The organism is Streptomyces sp. NBC_01450, assembly GCF_036227505.1.
In the GTDB taxonomy this organism is placed as follows: domain Bacteria; phylum Actinomycetota; class Actinomycetes; order Streptomycetales; family Streptomycetaceae; genus Streptomyces.
In genome coordinates this window covers 7905289-7921678 of the sequence record NZ_CP109480.1, presented here as the reverse complement: position 1 = coordinate 7921678, position 16390 = coordinate 7905289, and the positions used below count along the sequence as shown (strand labels likewise).

At 70.2% G+C, this 16390-nt stretch carries 13 protein-coding genes; 9 read left to right on the top strand and 4 right to left on the bottom strand.

Annotated features, from left to right (window positions below; genetic code table 11):
* The first annotated feature begins 9 nt into the window (after positions 1–9).
* Together OG568_RS35190 and OG568_RS35185 are read left to right on the top strand one after the other, a co-directional pair.
* A complete protein-coding gene (locus OG568_RS35190) occupies positions 10–1044 on the top strand; it encodes a LacI family DNA-binding transcriptional regulator (protein WP_266414556.1) in 1035 nt (344 codons plus the stop codon).
* Between the two features lie 110 nt (positions 1045–1154).
* The gene (locus OG568_RS35185) at positions 1155–2015 is read left to right on the top strand and encodes a phosphatase PAP2 family protein (RefSeq protein WP_329534480.1); all 861 of its coding nucleotides are present in this window, start codon (positions 1155–1157) and stop codon (positions 2013–2015) included.
* 84 nt (positions 2016–2099) lie between these two features.
* Here OG568_RS35185 and OG568_RS35180 read toward each other — a convergent pair whose 3' ends face one another.
* The gene (locus OG568_RS35180) at positions 2100–3005 is read right to left on the bottom strand and encodes a LysR family transcriptional regulator (RefSeq protein ID WP_329534479.1); all 906 of its coding nucleotides are present in this window, start codon (positions 3003–3005) and stop codon (positions 2100–2102) included.
* 126 nt (positions 3006–3131) lie between these two features.
* Here OG568_RS35180 and OG568_RS35175 point away from each other — a divergent pair, with 126 nt between their 5' ends.
* Complete coding sequence (locus OG568_RS35175) at positions 3132–4049, top strand: DMT family transporter (RefSeq protein WP_329534478.1); 918 nt, start codon at positions 3132–3134, stop codon at positions 4047–4049.
* Between the two features lie 116 nt (positions 4050–4165).
* On the opposite strand, the gene OG568_RS35170 is transcribed toward OG568_RS35175, so the two are convergent.
* Positions 4166–7162, bottom strand: coding sequence for a bifunctional [glutamine synthetase] adenylyltransferase/[glutamine synthetase]-adenylyl-L-tyrosine phosphorylase (locus tag OG568_RS35170; RefSeq protein ID WP_329534477.1), 2997 nt, complete (start codon positions 7160–7162; stop codon positions 4166–4168).
* 257 nt (positions 7163–7419) lie between these two features.
* Between OG568_RS35170 and OG568_RS35165 the strand changes: the two genes are divergently transcribed.
* The 3 genes from OG568_RS35165 to OG568_RS35155 are packed head-to-tail and all read left to right on the top strand — an operon-like array spanning position 7420 to position 10650.
* The gene (locus OG568_RS35165) at positions 7420–8310 is read left to right on the top strand and encodes an alkaline phosphatase family protein (RefSeq protein ID WP_329534476.1); all 891 of its coding nucleotides are present in this window, start codon (positions 7420–7422) and stop codon (positions 8308–8310) included.
* Between the two features lies 1 nt (position 8311).
* Positions 8312–9628: an MFS transporter gene (locus OG568_RS35160; protein ID WP_329534475.1), complete on the top strand. Its 1317-nt coding sequence runs from the start codon at positions 8312–8314 to the stop codon at positions 9626–9628.
* On the top strand, positions 9625–10650 hold the full coding sequence (locus OG568_RS35155; RefSeq protein WP_329534474.1) for a TolB family protein: 1026 nt from the start codon (positions 9625–9627) through the stop codon (positions 10648–10650). The genes OG568_RS35160 and OG568_RS35155 overlap by 4 nt, the downstream gene beginning before the upstream one ends.
* Before the next feature lie 37 nt (positions 10651–10687).
* Here OG568_RS35155 and OG568_RS35150 read toward each other — a convergent pair whose 3' ends face one another.
* The gene (locus OG568_RS35150) at positions 10688–11287 is read right to left on the bottom strand and encodes a TetR/AcrR family transcriptional regulator (RefSeq protein ID WP_266414538.1); all 600 of its coding nucleotides are present in this window, start codon (positions 11285–11287) and stop codon (positions 10688–10690) included.
* A 514-nt stretch (positions 11288–11801) separates the two neighbouring features.
* Here OG568_RS35150 and OG568_RS35145 point away from each other — a divergent pair.
* Together OG568_RS35145 and OG568_RS35140 are read left to right on the top strand one after the other, a co-directional pair.
* Positions 11802–12347: a hypothetical protein gene (locus OG568_RS35145; RefSeq protein ID WP_329534473.1), complete on the top strand. Its 546-nt coding sequence runs from the start codon at positions 11802–11804 to the stop codon at positions 12345–12347.
* A gap of 545 nt (positions 12348–12892) precedes the next feature.
* Positions 12893–13312: a hypothetical protein gene (locus OG568_RS35140; RefSeq protein ID WP_329534472.1), complete on the top strand. Its 420-nt coding sequence runs from the start codon at positions 12893–12895 to the stop codon at positions 13310–13312.
* Positions 13313–13485: 173 nt separating this feature from the next.
* Here OG568_RS35140 and glnA read toward each other — a convergent pair whose 3' ends face one another.
* Positions 13486–14847 (bottom strand): type I glutamate--ammonia ligase, encoded by a 1362-nt coding sequence (gene glnA, locus OG568_RS35135; protein WP_266414529.1) that lies wholly within the window; start codon positions 14845–14847, stop codon positions 13486–13488.
* 329 nt (positions 14848–15176) lie between these two features.
* Between glnA and OG568_RS35130 the strand changes: the two genes are divergently transcribed.
* Positions 15177–16367, top strand: coding sequence for a globin domain-containing protein (locus OG568_RS35130; protein WP_329534471.1), 1191 nt, complete (start codon positions 15177–15179; stop codon positions 16365–16367).
* Positions 16368–16390: the final 23 nt, after the last annotated feature.

Below are 16390 nucleotides of genomic sequence, written 5' to 3'. Positions count from 1 at the left end.
TCCAATCCTGTGACCACACGGCTTGCCGACATCGCAGCCCAGGCGGGGGTCAGCGAGGCGACTGTCAGCCGCGTCCTGAACGGGAAGCCGGGCGTCGCCGCGACCACCCGCCAGTCCGTCCTGGCCGCGCTCGACGTCCTGGGCTACGAGCGCCCGGTCCGGCTGCGGCAGCGCAGCGAGGGCCTGGTGGGCCTGATCACGCCGGAGCTGGAGAACCCCATATTTCCGGCCCTGGCGCAAGTCATCGGCCAGGCCCTGACCCGCCAGGGCTACACCCCGGTCCTCGCCACCCAGACGCCGGGCGGCTCCACCGAGGACGAGCTGACGGAGATGCTGGTGGACCGGGGCGTCGCCGGGATCATCTTCGTCTCCGGTCTGCACGCCGACACCTCGGCGGACATGCAGCGCTACGAGCAGCTGCGCGCCCAGGGCGTCCCGTTCGTCCTGGTCGACGGGTTCTCGCCGAAGGTCCAGGCGCCCTTCATCTCCCCGGACGACCGCGCGGCGATGGCGCTCGCGGTCACGCACCTCGTCTCGCTCGGGCACACCAACATCGGACTCGCCCTGGGTCCGAAGCGGTTCGTGCCCGTGCAGCGCAAGATCGAGGGCTTCGTGCGCACGATGCAGGAGCAGTTGGGGCTGAGCCCGGCCGACATCGAGGAGCGACTGGTCCAGCACTCGTTGTACACCCTGGAGGGCGGTCAGGCCGCGGCCGCCGCCCTCATGGACCGGGCGTGCACGGCGGTGGTCTGCGCGAGCGACATGATGGCGCTGGGCGCGATAAGGGCGGCGCGTCAGCGGGGCCTGGAGGTCCCGAAGGACATATCGGTCGTCGGCTTCGACGACTCCCCCCTGATCGCGTTCACCGACCCGCCTCTGACGACGATCCGCAAGCCGGTCCCGGCCATGGGACAGGCGGCCGTGCGGACGTTGCTGGAGGAGATCGGTGGAACTCCGGCGCCGCACAGTGAGTTCGTGTTCATGCCGGAACTGGTGGTGCGCGGTTCGACCGCTTCGGCCCCTGGGGACCGAAATCGTCCCTAAGGAGGAGTGACTACGTTCATCGTAGGACTCCTCCCGTCGTAGAACGTGCGGCCGGCACCCAACCAGGGGATGATCGGTCGCGGAACGCTTTTCTGGCAGACTTTGTCCCTATGGGTGAGACGACCGTGACGACACTGGAAGGCCAGGACCGGGCCGCTCCACGCCCCGTCGCGGAGGAGAACGCGGGGAAGGCGTTCCTGCGCCGGCTGCGCACCCCGCGTCGCCCCCGCGTCTGGTTCGAGGTCCTGCTCATCGGCGTGAGTTACTGGACGTACTCACTGGTCCGTAACGCCGTGCCCGAGCAGAAGCAGGAAGCGCTGCGCAACGCCGACTGGCTCTGGCGTACGGAGCACCACCTCGGGATCGCCGTCGAGCAGTCGGTCAACCACGCCGTGAACTCGGTGTCATGGCTGATCATCGGGATGAACTACTACTACGCGACGCTGCACTTCGTCGTGACGCTCGCTGTCCTGGTGTGGCTCTATCGCAGCCATCCCGGCCGGTACGCGGCAACACGCCTCACGCTCTTCGCCACCACGGCGGTGGCCCTGCTCGGCTACTACTTCTTCCCGCTCGCCCCGCCCCGCCTGATGAACGGCGGGGACTTCGTCGACACGGTGGTCGTCCACCACACCTGGGGTTCGATGGCCTCCGGGGACCTCAAGCACATGTCGAACCAGTACGCGGCGATGCCGTCGATGCACATCGGCTGGTCGCTGTGGTGCGGTCTGACGATCTTCGCCCTGGCCTCGGTGCCGTGGGTCCGCGTCCTGGGCCTGCTCTACCCGGCGGCCACGCTGCTGGTCATCGTCTCCACCGCCAACCACTTCTGGCTGGACGCGGTGGGCGGCTTGCTCTGCCTGACCTTCGGCTTCACGGTCACCCGTCTCTGGTACGGCGCCCTGCCGTACGCCCTGCCCCGCTGGGTTCCCGGGACGCGTGGCGCGCCCCTGGTGCCGTTGGAGGCCTGACATCGCCGCCGTTCCGGTCGCAGCGATACGTCCCGTCTCGCGGCTCTCCCCCGCGGCGAGGGCCGCGTGCGTCGCCCGCCGGAGCTACCGGTCGGCGTGGGCCGCGTCCCGGAGCGCGGCCAGCAGCCCGCGCAACGCCGGCCGGTCCGCCGCACCGGGAGCCGTCTCCCGCACCGCCGCGTAGAGGACCCGCACCGGCTCGGGAGCGCGCACTTTGCGCACCGCCACATCGGGATGCCGGCTGCCCAGCCCGAGCAGGGGGATCAGACTCAGCCCGAGCCCGGCCGCCACGAACCCCTGAGCGGTGGCGTAGTCCTCGCTCTGCACCGCGAACGAGGGCCTGAAGCCCGCAGCCGCACAGGCGTCCAACTGCGCGTCGAGGCAGGGCCCCGGCCACTCGCTCCCGACCCACGGCTCATCGGCGAGTTCCGCCAGTTCGAGCAGCCGCCGCCCCGCGAGCCGATGCCCCCTGGGCAGCACGACCCGGTACGGGTCGTCGAGCAGACGCACCAGGTGGATGCCCTCGGGCCCGGCGCCGTCGGCCCGCACCACGAGCGCGAGATCGGCCCGCCCCTCCTTCACGTCGGGCAGCGGATCCTCCGTGTCGATCAGCCTCAACTCCACCCGCACGCCGGGATGCTCGCGCCGGAACCGCGCGATGGCGGGAGCGACCAGCGCGGCCCCGGCCGTGGCGAAGTACCGCACCGAGAGCTGTCCCGTCCGCCCGGCCCGCAGATCCGCGAGGGCGGTCTCCGCCTCGGCGACCTGCCGCCCGATGGCGTCCGCGTACTCGGTCAGCAGCAGCCCCGCCGCGGTGGGCCGCACCCCGCGCCCGACCCGCTCCAGCAGCTCGGTCCCCGCCTGTTTCTCCAGCGCCCCGATCTGCTGGCTGACGGCGGACGGCGTGTACCCCAGATCCGCCGCGGCCGCCGTCACCGACCCCCTGCCGACCACAGCCCGCAGAACCTGCATACGCCGCACATCAAGCATGAAGCACACCTTAACAGTGCATGCAAAACACTTCACTTGTCCTCAATCCAAAACCCACCGACCGTAGTACGCATGCCGAGCCCCGTCTCCACCTCGCCCCCTTCCCCCCTCCGTTCCTCTCTCCGCATGGCCACCCTGGCGCTCCTCTGGGGTTCCGGCTTCCTCTGGATCAAACTGGCCCTGGACCACGGCCTGTCCCCCGCCCACCTCACCCTCGCGCGCTGCGCCCTGGGCACGACGGTCCTCCTGCTCCTGGCCGGCAGGGCGCACCAACGCCTCCCCCGCTCCCGCGCCCTCTGGGTCCACGTGACCGTCGCGGCCCTGTTCTGCAACGCGATCCCCTTCGCCCTCTTCGCGCTGGGCGAGCAGACGGTCGACTCGGGGATCGCCGGCGTCATGAACGCGACCACTCCCCTCTGGTCGCTCCTGCTCGGCGCGGTCCTGGGCACGGACCGCTCCCTCCACCCCCTCCGCCTGACCGGCCTGCTCCTGGGCTTCGCGGGCGTCCTGCTGATCTTCGCCCCCTGGCAGCACGACGGCCTGGCCGGCTGGGGCGCCGGAGCCCTTCTGGCCGCCGCGGCCAGCTATGCGATCGCCTTCACCTACATGGCCCGCCACCTCACCCCCCGCGGCGCCCCCCTGGCCGTATCGGCGGCCCAACTCCTCATGGCCACGGCCTGGGCCACCCTGGCCCTCCCCACCGCGGCCCCCACCCACCCCGACACCACGGCCCTGCTGGCGGTCACCGTCCTCGGCATCTTCTCCACCGGCCTGACCTTCTACCTCAACTACCGCATGATCGCCGAAGAGGGCCCCACCAGCGCGGCCACGGTCGGCTACCTGCTCCCCGTGGTCTCCGTGACGCTAGGCGCACTGGTCCTGAACGAGACGCTCGGCCTCCGCACGCTGGCGGGCATGGCGGTGGTCCTGGCCGGAGTGGCAGCCACCCGCACCCGCCCCCGGACGGAAGGGGCCGTGCCGGTACGTCAAAGCCCGTCGCTTACGTCCGGGTCTGGAAGCGGCTCCCCACAGGGCAACGCCTGATCCGGCGGCGACGGGCTGACGTACCGGCACGGCCCCGCCACCCCCACCGGACCGCGGGCACGCCACCGAACCACAGGCCACAGACCACAGACCACAAACCACAGGTCCCTCAAGGATCACGCCCCGTAGAACAGCACCTCCACCACGGCCCGAGCCCGCCGAGTGGTCCGCCGATAGTCCTCGAGCATGTCGCCGACATGACCGGGCCCGTACCCCAAGTACCGCCCGACCGCGGCGAGTTCACGCCCATCGGAGGGAAAAGTGTCCCCGGCCCGCCCCCGCACCAGCATCACCGCGTTACGCACCCGCGTGGCCAGCACCCACGCCTCGTCCAGGATGGCCGCGTCCTCTCCGGACACGAGCCCCGCCGCACACGCCGCGCCCAGCGCCTCCCGCGTCCGAGTGGTCCGCAGCCCCGGCTCCGCCCACCCGTGCTGCAACTGGAACAACTGCACGGTCCACTCCACGTCGGACAGCCCACCCCGCCCCAGTTTGGTGTGCAGCGTCGGGTCGGCCCCACGGGGCATCCGTTCCGATTCCATCCGGGCCTTCAGCCGCCGGATCTCCCGTACGGCATCGTCTCCGAGCCCCTCCATGGGATACCGCAACGGATCGACCAGTTCGATGAACCGCCGCCCCAAGTCCTCTTCCCCGGCCACCACTTCGGCCCGCAGCAGGGCCTGCGACTCCCACACCAGCGACCACCGCCGGTAGTACGCCTCGTACGAGTTCAGCGTCCGTACCAGCGGCCCGGACTTCCCCTCGGGCCGCAGATCGGCGTCGATCAGCAAGGGCGGATCCGCGCTGGGCACCTGAAGCAGCCGCCGCATCTCGGAGACCACCGCGCCCGCGGCCCGGGACGCCTCCTGCTCGTCGACTCCCTCGCGAGGTTCATGTACGAACAGCACATCCGCGTCGGACCCGTAACCGAGTTCGTGCCCCCCGAACCGCCCCATCCCGATGACGGTGAACCGGGTGGGCAGTGTGTCCCCCCACCCGTCCCGCACCACGGCCCTCAGGGTCCCCGCCAGCGTCGCCGCCGTCAGGTCGGACACCGCACCGCCCACCTGGTCCACCAGCGCGCCCTGATCGGCGACGGCCGGCGTCTCCTCGGTGCCGTACGAGGCGACGATGTCCGCGGCGGCCGTACGGAACAGCTCCCGCCGCCGCACACCACGCGCGGCGGTCACCGCCTGCTCGCCCCCGTCGGCCCGGCGCACCGCGGCGAGGATCTCCTGCTCGAGATGGGCACGGCCGCGCGGTCCGAGTCCGCCCGCGTCCCCGTCACCGAGCAGCGCGACGGCCTCCGGCGCACGCATCAACAGGTCGGGGGCGAGCCGCCCGGCCGACAGCACCCGCGCCAGGTTCTCGGCCGCGGCTCCTTCGTCCCTCAACAGCCGCAGATACCAAGGGGTCTTGCCCAAGGCGTCCGACACCTTGCGGAAGTTCAGCAACCCGGCATCGGGATCGGCGGAATCCGCGAACCACCCCAACAACACGGGCAGCAAGGTTCGCTGGATCGCCGCCTTCCGCGAGACCCCGGAAGCCAGCGCCTCCAAATGCCGCAACGCCGCCGCCGGATCGGCATAGCCAAGAGCGACCAGCCGCTCCCTGGCCGCTGTCGGGCTCAACCGGCTCTCGCCCGGCGCGAGTTGGGCCACGGCGTCCAGCAGCGGCCGGTAGAACAGCTTCTCGTGCAGCCGCCGTACGACAGCCGCGTGCCGCTTCCACTCACGGTTCAACTCGACGACGGGATCGGCCCGGAGCCCGAGCGACCGCCCGATGCGCCGCAGATCGGCGTCGTTCTCGGGCACCAGATGAGTCCGCCGCAGCCGGTAGAGCTGTATGCGGTGCTCCATGGACCGCAGGAACCGATAGGCCTCGTCGAGCTGTACGGCGTCGGCCCGCCCGACATACCCACCGGCCGCGAGCGCCCCCAACGCGTCCAGCGTGGTCCCGCTCCGCAGCGAGGTGTCGGCCCGCCCGTGCACCAACTGGAGCAGCTGCACGGCGAATTCGACATCGCGCAGTCCCCCCGGCCCGAGCTTCAGCTCACGCTCGATCTCGGCGGCGGGAATGTTCTCCACGACCCGCCGCCGCATCTTCTGCACGTCGGCGACGAAGTTCTCCCGCTCGGCGGCGTGCCACACCAGGGGCGCCAGCGTGGCCACGTACTCCTCGCCGAGCTCAAGGTCCCCGGCCACGGGCCGGGCCTTCAGCAGCGCCTGGAACTCCCAGGTCTTGGCCCACCGCTGGTAGTAGGCGAGATGGCTGCTCAGGGTCCGTACCAGCGGTCCGTTGCGCCCCTCGGGCCGCAGATTCGCGTCGACAGGCCAGATACTGCCCTCGACGGTGGTCTCGGAACAGATCCGCATCATGTGGGAGGCGAGCCGGGTGGCGGCCTGCAGCGCCTTGCGCTCGTCAGCCCCTTCCACGACCTCCCCCACGAAGATGACATCGACGTCGGACACGTAATTGAGCTCGTGTCCCCCGCACTTGCCCATCGCGATCACGGCGAGCCGGCACAGCGCGGCGTCGTCGGGCGCGGCGCTCCTGGCGATGGCGAGCGCGGCGCGCAGGGTGGCCGTGGCGAGGTCGGCGAGTTCGGCGGCGGTCTGGGCGAGGTCGGTGGTACCGCACACGTCGCGCGCGGCGATGGACAGCAGGCAGCGCCGGTAGGCGACGCGCAGCAGGACGGGATCGGTCGCCTGCGCCAGGCCCCGTTCGAACTCCCGCACCCCGGGGTGGAGGTCCTGCGGCTCGTACGTCACGAGCTCCTGCCAGTCGCTCGGATGCCGGGCGAGGTGGTCGGCGAGGGCGGCGGAGGCACCGAGCACACCGAGCAGCCGGTCGCGCAGCGGCTTGGCCGCGATCAGGGTGTCGAGCAGTTCCCGCTCGGCGATGTGACCGTCCTGCGCCTCGACGAGCCGGACGAGCCCGAGCAGCGCGAGGTCGGGATCCGCGGTGGCGCCGAGTGCGTCGAGGAGTACCGGATCGGACCGTACGGATGCGAGCTCGGCGCCGTCCAGGAGCCGCTCGGCGGCGGAGGGATCGGTGAAGCCGTGCCGCAGCAGCCGCGTGAAGGTACTGCTCCTGCGCCCCGGCACCATCATCCTGGGCCCTCCCGTCGGATCAGGTCGCACGACCGGTCCGATCAAGGTCGTACGAGGCTGAGCCTAACCCCGGTCCCCTCGGTGGCGCCCCGCGCCGGATTCGGCTTCCGTAGGAGGTGCCCTTGGAAGTGCCCCATGGCCATCAGTTCATCCGGTCTTCATCCCGCCGGTTGGGGCGCTTGGGCCAGGGGAATGTTGGCGTGTGCATGCTCTGTCCGCACCGCCACCGCCACCTTCCCCCCCACCGGAGGTCTGAAGTGTCCGGCAGAACCGTGTACCGCCGCAGTCGTACCCTCGTGGCGACCGCCCTCGCCTTCACCGCGGCCGCCGTGGGCCTGTGGACCGGCCTCGGCGGCTCCACGACCGCCCAGGCCGCGGCCGGGGTACCCACCCCGGACCACGTGGTCGTCGTCGTCTTCGAGAACCACGCGTACAGCCAGGTGATCGGCTCCTCCAGCGCCCCGTACATCAACTCGCTCAAGACCGGCGGCGCCAACCTCACCTCGTCGTACGCCGAGACGCACCCGAGCCAGCCCAACTACTACGCCCTCTTCTCCGGCTCCACCCAGGGCGTCACCGACGACAGCTGTGTCACCCCCGGCTTCTCCTCCGCCGCGAACCTCGCCTCCGAGGTGATCGCGGCGGGCAGGACCTGGGCCAGCTACAACGAGACGCTGCCCAGCCAGGGCTCCACGACGTGCAGCAGCGGCAACTACGCGCAGAAGCACAACCCGTGGTTCGGCTTCAGCAACGTACCCGCGTCGACCGCGAAGACCTTCACCCAGTTCCCGACGGACTACACGACGCTTCCGCAGGTCTCCTTCGTGGTCCCCAACCTGTGCAGCGACATGCACGACTGCTCGGTGTCGACCGGTGACACCTGGCTGAAGAACAAGCTGGGCGCGTACGCGACCTGGGCCAAGACCCACAACAGCCTGCTCGTCGTCACCTTCGACGAGGACAACCGGCTCAGCGGCAACAAGATCCCGACCGTGTTCTACGGCCAGCAGGTGACCGCGGGATCCACCAGCTCGACCACCTACAACCACTACGACCTGCTGCGCACCCTGGAGGACTCGCAGGGCCTGTCGACACACGCGGGCAACGCCGCCTCCGGCAAGGACATCACCGGCATCTGGACGTCCTGAGATGTACGTGGCGGACAGCCGCGCCTCCACCAGTGCGGTGTCCGCGGACGGCGCCGTCCGGCCTCGTGCCGGGCGGCGCCGCGCCGCGGTCGCGCCCACGGTGCTGGCGCTCGGCACGGTCAGTCTCATCACCGACGTCTCGTCGGAGATGGTCACGGCGGTACTGCCCCTGTACCTGGTGACGGGCCTCGGCCTGTCACCGCTGGGCTTCGGTCTCCTGGACGGCATCTACAACGGCTTCTCGGCACTCGTACGGCTCATCGGGGGCCACCTGGCCGACCGCGGCGGCGGCCGCCACAAGTGGGTGGCGGGCTTCGGCTACGCCCTCTCGGCGGCCTGCAAGCCCCTGCTGCTCCTGGCCCACACGCTCACCCCGATCGGCCTGATCCTGGCCGCCGACCGCACCGGCAAGGGCCTGCGCACGGCCCCGCGCGACGCGCTGATCTCGCTGTCGAGCACGCCGGAGACACGGGGGCGCGCGTTCGGCGTACACCGGGCGATGGACACGGCGGGCGCTCTGTTCGGTCCCCTCGTGGCCTTCCTGATCCTGCGGGCCACGGTCGACGGGTACGACGCGGTGTTCACGGTGAGCTTCTGCGTGGCGGTGGTGGGCGTACTGGTCCTGGTGCTGTTCGTGCCGAACGGCGCTCGTACGAAGGCGGAAGCGACGGGGACGCCACCGAAGGCAGCCTCCGGGGGCACCGCACCTCGCCCCACCCTCCGCGCGGCCCTCGCCCTGCTCACCCGTCCCGACCTGCGCCGCGTCACGCTCTGCGCGCTCCTCCTGGGCCTCGCGACGGTCAGCGACTCCTTCGTCTACCTGCTCCTCCAGCGGCGCCTGGGCGTACCGGACCGCTGGTTCGCGCTACTGCCCCTCGGCACGGCGGCGGCCTTCCTCCTCCTGGCCGTCCCGCTCGGCCGCCTCGCGGACCGGATCGGCCGCTGGCGGGTGTTCCTGGCCGGCCACGGCGCCCTGCTGCTCGCGTACGCGCTCCTGCTCACGTCCTGGCACGGCACGGCGCTGCCGTACGCCGTCCTGCTCCTGCACGGCTGCTTCTACGCCGCCACCGACGGCGTACTGATGGCCGTGGCCTCGGAGAGCGTGCCCGAGGAACTGCGCTCGTCCGGTCTCGCACTCGTCCAGACCGGGCAGGCCCTGGCCCGCTTCGTCTGCTCGCTCGGCTTCGGCGCGGCGTGGACGGCCTGGGGCGACCGTACGGCGCTCACGGCGTCGACGGTGGCACTGGCGCTCTGCGCCCTGTTCGCGCTCACGCTCCGGCGCCCCACCCCCTCCGCCCCTTCAGAAGGCCTCGCATGACCCTCCGTACCCGCATCCTGGTCCTGATCTCGGCGCTGGTCGTCCTTGCGGGCGTGGCCACCGCTTCCGTCCTGCACGCCTCGGCCCGCGCGGACCGCAAAAACGAGCCGCAGCCGGGCGGCCCGAGGATCAGCGCGGGCACGGTCGCACTCACCACCGGGGCCGGGAGCCGCATGATCTTCCGGAACATGGCCTGGGGCCCGCACCGCGACGAACTCACCACGGTCCCGGCGTCGAACCCGTCGGGCCCGAGAACAGCGTCCAAGGTCAAGTGCCTCCGCTTCTACACGGCCGCGGGCACCGGCGTCTGCCTCCAGTCGGTTCACGGCCCGGTGCAGGACACCTACCGGGCCGTCATCCTCGACGCGCACCTGCGCGAGACGGCCCGCTACGACGTCCCCGGCATCCCGTCCCGCGCCCGCGTCTCCCCCAGCGGCCGGTACGCCGCGTGGACGGCGTTCGTGGGCGGTGACTCGTACGCGGGGACGAACTTCTCCACACGCGCGGCGATCGTGGACACGCGGACAGGGAAACTGACCCCCTCCTTGGAGGCGTTCCGCGTCGTGAAGGACGGCAGGACGTACCACGCGGCGGACGTCAACTACTGGGGCGTGACGTTCGCGGCCGACGATCGCACGTTCTACGCGACCCTGGCGACGAAGGGCAGGACGTACCTGGTCCGAGGAGACCTCCGGGCCCGCACCCTCACGACCCTCCACACCAACGTCGAGTGCCCGTCCCTCTCCCCCGACGGCACACGCGTCGCCTACAAGAAGCGCGTGCCGGGCCTGTCGAAGGACGCCCCCTGGCGCCTGTACGTCCTCGACCTGCGCACGATGCGCGAAACCCCGCTGGCCGAGCCGCGCAGCGTCGACGACCAGGCGGTCTGGCGCGACGACCGCACCCTCGTCTACGCCCTCCCCGGCGACTACGGGGCCGACCTCTACACCGTCCCGTCCGACGGCACGGGAGAGCCGCGCCGTGTAAGCACCGCGGCGGTGTCTCCCGCGTACGTGGACTAGGGCCTGGCTCGGGTGCCCGATTCACCCGGAGGGACGATCAGGACGCTGTTGCCGCTGTCGAGGCTGTCGCGCTCGCGGGCCAGTTCCGCAGTAGCGCGTCGAGGGCGTCCAGCATCCGTACCCAGGTCTCCTGTGTATCGGGGGCGCTGTGGCTGAACCCTCCCCCCATCTCCAGACTGACGTAGCCGTGGAAGAAGCTGCCCAGCAGCCGAACGGCGTGTGTCTGGTCCGGCTCCGTCAGCGCGTAGCCACGCAGGATCGCCCGCGTCATCTGCGCGTGCCGACCGCCGGCGCTGGCGGCGGCCGTTTCCGGGTCGAGCCTGAACTGGGCGGCGGCATAGCGGCCGGGATGCTCCCGGGCGTAGTCCCGGTAGACGTTCGCGAGAGCGGCCAGCGCGTCCTTGCCGGCCCGCCCGGCCAGCGCGGCGGCGCCCCGGTCCGCGAGTTCCTCCAGAGCGAGCAGGGCGATCCTGGTCTTGAGGTCCTGGGAGTTCTTCACGTGCGAGTACAGACTCGCGACCTTCACGTCGAACCGTCGGGCGAGCTCAGAGACGGTCACCTGGTCGAAGCCGACCTCGTCGGCCAGCTCCGCCCCGGCAAGGGTCAGACGTTCAGTGGTCAGCCCGACGCGAGCCATACCCTCTCCCTCAGTCTCAACCTCAGCCTTTATGGCGGATTATGCATTTACCTAACACCTTTAGGCAAATTGCCGTACCCCTAATGAAGCCGAGCCGCCCCTCACAGGACGGCGTCGCGGTGTCGAGGAACTGACGGTGCGCCGCACCGTAGGGCGGTGTGCTCCTGCGATTCCCGGCCGTAACGGTGAGGTGCGTTTCCGCCATGACTCACACCGGCCCACTGACTCCGGTTTCCACAGCAGACGCATGGGGAACCTGGATGCTCGACGGTTCCGCTTACGCGTCGGCATGCATCGTTTTTTCGCCATGTGCCCTCTTATGCCCTTGCGTCTGCTGTGAGTTATGTGGCTAAAGTGACGACCTGCTCCCGGTTCAGTTGGGGAACTGCCTGCCCGTCACATCCGGGCCGGACGGGAGCGGACGACCACTACACACTCAGCGCAACGGGGACCACACAGGCGCGTGCCGCCGCAGGTCGGTCTCCTTGCGCCTTCAACACGGGGGATCACTGCCATGCGCAAGTGGCTACCTGCTCTCGCCCTGTCCACAGCTTTCATCTCCTCGGTTCTGGCAGCTCCGCAAGCCTTGGCCCAGGACTCGAAGCCGGTTTCCGAGAAGGTGCCCGGCACCAGTGTGGAGTTTTCGCCGAGCGCGGCGCGCGATTCGCAGACGCGCGCCCTCGCGGCGGCCAATCCCGCAGCGGTACAGGCCGCCGCCACGTTGTGCGGAAGCGGATACAAGCTGTCAATCGCGGAAGTTCTTCCGGATTCCCGCCGGTTCGGAACCCTGTTCACGTACACCAAGTACGTGAGCGGCGGGGCGGACGGGGCATGTGCCGTCTTCGACAACAACGTCGGGGTCAAGAAGCACATGAAGCTGAAGCTGTGCTGGACCACGTGCAAGGTCGATGAAGGCACGTTCCTGGAGTACGCGGGTCCGGTCAAGTTCGAGAGCAGCGAGAGCCACTTCGATCCCGCCTGCGCCGTGGTGAACGCGCTGATGTGGGAGGGCAGCGTGGCGATCATCGACCGGCAGACGCATGTCGGTGCCTGCGACTGACCATCGCCTGTCTCTTCCCTTCTCCGAGGGACCCCGGCCACATGCCTCCCGCGAACCCGCGCATCACCATCGTGAGCGTCGAGCGGGATGCGCATAGGCCCGGGTAGACGACGCGCGACTCACATCGCGGCTCTGCGCCGTTCCAGCAGGGCCGGTTCGGCTTCCCGGCGACAAGAACCACAACGACGGCTACATGGCCGGCCACGCCGGCGGCAAGTGCGTCCGCCTCCTCTTCCACGACGAGACCGGCGACGCAGCGAACGTCATGCACTTCACCGTGCGCCCCGGTTCCTCCGAGGCCGACTGCCCCGACTCACAACGGCGGGGGCAGTCGGCCTCTCTGCTCTCACCCGTCAAGCAGTCGATCTGGAAATTCGGCGGCGTGCCCACCCTGATGCCGTATCTTCTCCCAGCGGTCAACTCGACGACTGGTGCGACGCGTTCGGCAACTACCTGGTACAGCCCGCCGCCACGGAGACGATCCGACGGGCTGAGTACCAGGCGAACCAGTAACGGTTCCTCAGCTCGAAATAACGTCAAGGTGCATGGTGTCTCTCTTCGCACTCTTCGGCCCGCCCGCGATCACGGTCGTCCTCTTCGCCGTCGGGACATTGCCGTACGCGTTGTGGGTGGCCTGGAGGAAGCCCTCCAGGCCGGCCCGCTGGGCCGTGATCGGGATCGCGGCATCGATCGCCGCCTATGGGGCTGGGACCGTCTACGGGCTCGCCTTCACGAACCCGCTCGACGTGTGCGGGGACAAGACCGGCAACGGCGTGTACATGGATGCCGGGCGGGACTACAGCCTGACAGCGGTGAGCGTGGACAGCTTCCCTCCGTCCATCACCTGCCACTGGACCAGCGGCTACAGCACCCAAGAGGTGTGGTTCTGGGCCGCGCCCCTGCTGTACGCGGGGCTGGCCTGCTGCGTCGTCTGCTCCGCCCTGCTTCTCATCAACCGCCACTAGCGCGGAAAGGCCCCTCGCGACAACCGGCTTGACGCGTAGCCAGGGTCGCGGGCATCGATTCAGCGCCCGACGGCCCACAGACGGCCCAGGGCCCGTAAGGCGCCGTAGGGCCGACGGTCAGCGACCGTCGGCCCTACGTGCCGTTGTACCGGGATACCCGAACCGGCCTGCGCCTACAGCACCGGCAGGTTCTTGCGGAGCTCGAAGGCCGTCACCTCGGAGCGGTACTCCTCCCACTCCTGCTTCTTGTTGCGGAGGAAGAAGTCGAAGACGTGTTCGCCGAGGGTCTCGGCGACCAGTTCGCTGCGCTGCATGAGGGTGAGGGCCTCGCCGAGGTTCTGGGGCAGGGGCTCGATGCCCATCGCGCGGCGCTCGGCGTCGGAGAGGGCCCAGACGTCGTCGTCGGCGCCGGGCGGGAGCTCGTAGCCCTCCTCGATGCCCTTCAGGCCCGCGGCCAGGAGCAGGGCGTACGCCAGGTACGGGTTCGCGCCCGAGTCGATCGAGCGGACCTCGACCCGCGCGGAGCCGGTCTTGCCGGGCTTGTACATCGGGACGCGGACGAGGGCGGAGCGGTTGTTGTGCCCCCAGCAGATGTACGAGGGTGCCTCGCCGCCGGCGCCCGCGGTGCGCTCCGAGCCGCCCCAGATGCGCTTGTAGGAGTTGACCCACTGGTTGGTCACGGCGGAGATCTCCGCCGCGTGCTTCAGCAGGCCCGCGATGAAGGAGCGGCCGACCTTCGAAAGCTGGTACTCCGAGCCCGACTCGTAGAACGCGTTGCGGTCGCCCTCGAAGAGGGAGAGGTGGGTGTGCATACCGGAGCCGGGGTGCTCCGAGAACGGCTTCGGCATGAAGGTGGCCTGGACGCCCTGCTCCAGCGCGACCTGCTTCATGACCAGGCGGAACGTCATGATGTTGTCGGCCGTGGAGAGCGCGTCGGCGTAGCGCAGGTCGATCTCCTGCTGGCCGGGGGCGCCCTCGTGGTGGGAGAACTCGACCGAGATGCCCATCGACTCCAGCATGGTGATCGCCTGGCGGCGGAAGTCCATGCCGACGTTCTGCGGGGTGTGGTCGAAGTACCCGGAGTTGTCGGCCGGGGTCGGGCGTGAGCCGTCCAGCGGGCGGTCCTTCAGCAGGAAGAACTCGATCTCCGGGTGGGTGTAGAAGGTGAAGCCCAGGTCGGAGGTCTTCGCGAGGGCGCGCTTGAGGACGTAGCGCGGGTCCGCGAAGGACGGGGAGCCGTCCGGCATCAGGATGTCGCAGAACATACGGGCCGTGCCGGGGGCCTCCGCGCGCCACGGCAGCACCTGGAACGTCGACGGGTCCGGCTTGGCGATCATGTCGGACTCGTACACACGGGCGAAGCCCTCGATGGCCGAGCCGTCGAAGCCGATGCCCTCGTCGAAGGCCTGCTCCAGCTCGGCCGGGGCGACGGCCACCGACTTGAGGAAGCCCAGCACGTCCGTGAACCACAGGCGTACGAAGCGGATGTCCCGCTCCTCCAGTGTCCGGAGCACGAACTCCTGCTGCTTGTCCATCTTCCGCTTCCACCCATCCTTGCTGGTCAGGCCGCCTGCTCCCACGCCTCGGGGACGGTCGGGGCACCTGAGCATCCCACCACAACACCATTTCATGCGCGTTGCGGACCATGATCGCCCGGGCGACCACGGTCTGAACGCCTCGCGTACGCCAGGTGTCCTGCTCTGGTGCCCATACTGCCTGCTCATCCGCCTGTCTGTAATGGCCGACCCCGAGACTCTCTCCACCAGGGCTTTAATTTGCATCTTATATGCAAGTTTTATTACCCTGCGGGGCAGACACGGGGACCGCAACCCCCCGTTCCGTCCTAGGTGCTTGAGGAGTCCCCATGCTGTCCGAGCAGTCCGCCGCCACCGTGCGCGCCACCCTCCCCGCCGTCGGCGCGGCCATCGGAGAGATCGCCGACCGCTTCTACGAGCGGCTCTTCGCCGCCCACCCGGAGCTGCTCCGCGACCTCTTCAACCGCGGCAACCAGGCCTCCGGCACCCAGCGCCGGGCGCTCGCGGGATCCATCGCCGCCTTCGCCACCCACCTCGTCGAGCGGCCGGACGAGCGCCCCGACGTGCTGCTGAACCGCATCGCGCACAAACACGCCTCCCTGGGGATCGCCCCCGAGCAGTACGCGATCGTGCGCGAGCACCTCTTCGCGGCGATCGCCGAGGTCCTCGGCGACGCGGTCACGCCCGAGGTCGCGGCCGCCTGGGACGAGGTCTACTGGCTGATGGCGAACGCCCTCATCGACATCGAGCGGCGGCTGTACGCACAGCACGGCGACGGCAGGGGCGGGTGGCGGCTCTGGGAGGTCGTGGAACGCGTCGAGGAGACCGCCGACGTCGCCACCTTCCGGCTGCGCCCGGCCGACGGGGGGCCGCTGCCGGACTTCCGGGCGGGCCAGTACGTGTCCGTACGCGTCGAGCTGCCGGACGGCGCCCACCAGATACGCCAGTACAGCCTCTCCAGCGCCCCCGGCTCCCCCCTACGACAGATCGGCGTCAAGCGGATACACGGCAGCGTCCCGGAGCCCGACGGCGAGGTCTCCAACCACCTCCACGCGCGTGTACACGTCGGCAGCACGCTCGAGCTCTCCGCGCCCTACGGCGATCTGGTGCTCGACGACACGGACGCGCCGGTACTGCTCGCCTCCGCCGGCATCGGCGTCACCCCGATGATCGCCATGCTGGAGCAGCTCGCGCTCACCGGACACCGCGCCCCCGTCACGGTCGTCCACGCCGACCGCTCCCCCGCCGACCACGCCCTGCGCGCCGACCACGAGGCGTACGCGGCGAAGCTCGCGGACGCCGCCGTCCACTTCTGGTACGAGCGGGACGCCGAGGGCGCCGGCCGCCCGGGGCGCGCGGACCTCTCCTCCGTGGCCGTCGCGTCGGGCACGCGCGCGTACCTGTGCGGGCCGCTGCCCTTCATGCGGGCGGTGCGGGGGCAGCTCATCGACAAGGGTGTGGCTCCGGCCGACATCCACTACGAGGTGTTCGGGCCGGATCTCTGGCTCGCGCAGGGGTGAGGCGGTTGACGGATGACGGATAC

Coding starts and splice junctions, on each gene's coding strand:
- OG568_RS35185 (WP_329534480.1), top strand. CDS start 1,155: ATGGGTGAGACGACCGTGACGACACTGGAAGGCCAGGACCGGGCCGCT.
- OG568_RS35180 (WP_329534479.1), bottom strand. CDS start 3,005: ATGCTTGATGTGCGGCGTATGCAGGTTCTGCGGGCTGTGGTCGGCAGG.
- OG568_RS35175 (WP_329534478.1), top strand. CDS start 3,132: ATGGCCACCCTGGCGCTCCTCTGGGGTTCCGGCTTCCTCTGGATCAAA.
- OG568_RS35170 (WP_329534477.1), bottom strand. CDS start 7,162: ATGATGGTGCCGGGGCGCAGGAGCAGTACCTTCACGCGGCTGCTGCGG.
- OG568_RS35160 (WP_329534475.1), top strand. CDS start 8,312: ATGTACGTGGCGGACAGCCGCGCCTCCACCAGTGCGGTGTCCGCGGAC.
- OG568_RS35155 (WP_329534474.1), top strand. CDS start 9,625: ATGACCCTCCGTACCCGCATCCTGGTCCTGATCTCGGCGCTGGTCGTC.
- OG568_RS35150 (WP_266414538.1), bottom strand. CDS start 11,287: ATGGCTCGCGTCGGGCTGACCACTGAACGTCTGACCCTTGCCGGGGCG.
- OG568_RS35145 (WP_329534473.1), top strand. CDS start 11,802: ATGCGCAAGTGGCTACCTGCTCTCGCCCTGTCCACAGCTTTCATCTCC.
- OG568_RS35140 (WP_329534472.1), top strand. CDS start 12,893: ATGGTGTCTCTCTTCGCACTCTTCGGCCCGCCCGCGATCACGGTCGTC.
- glnA (WP_266414529.1), bottom strand. CDS start 14,847: ATGGACAAGCAGCAGGAGTTCGTGCTCCGGACACTGGAGGAGCGGGAC.
- OG568_RS35130 (WP_329534471.1), top strand. CDS start 15,177: ATGCTGTCCGAGCAGTCCGCCGCCACCGTGCGCGCCACCCTCCCCGCC.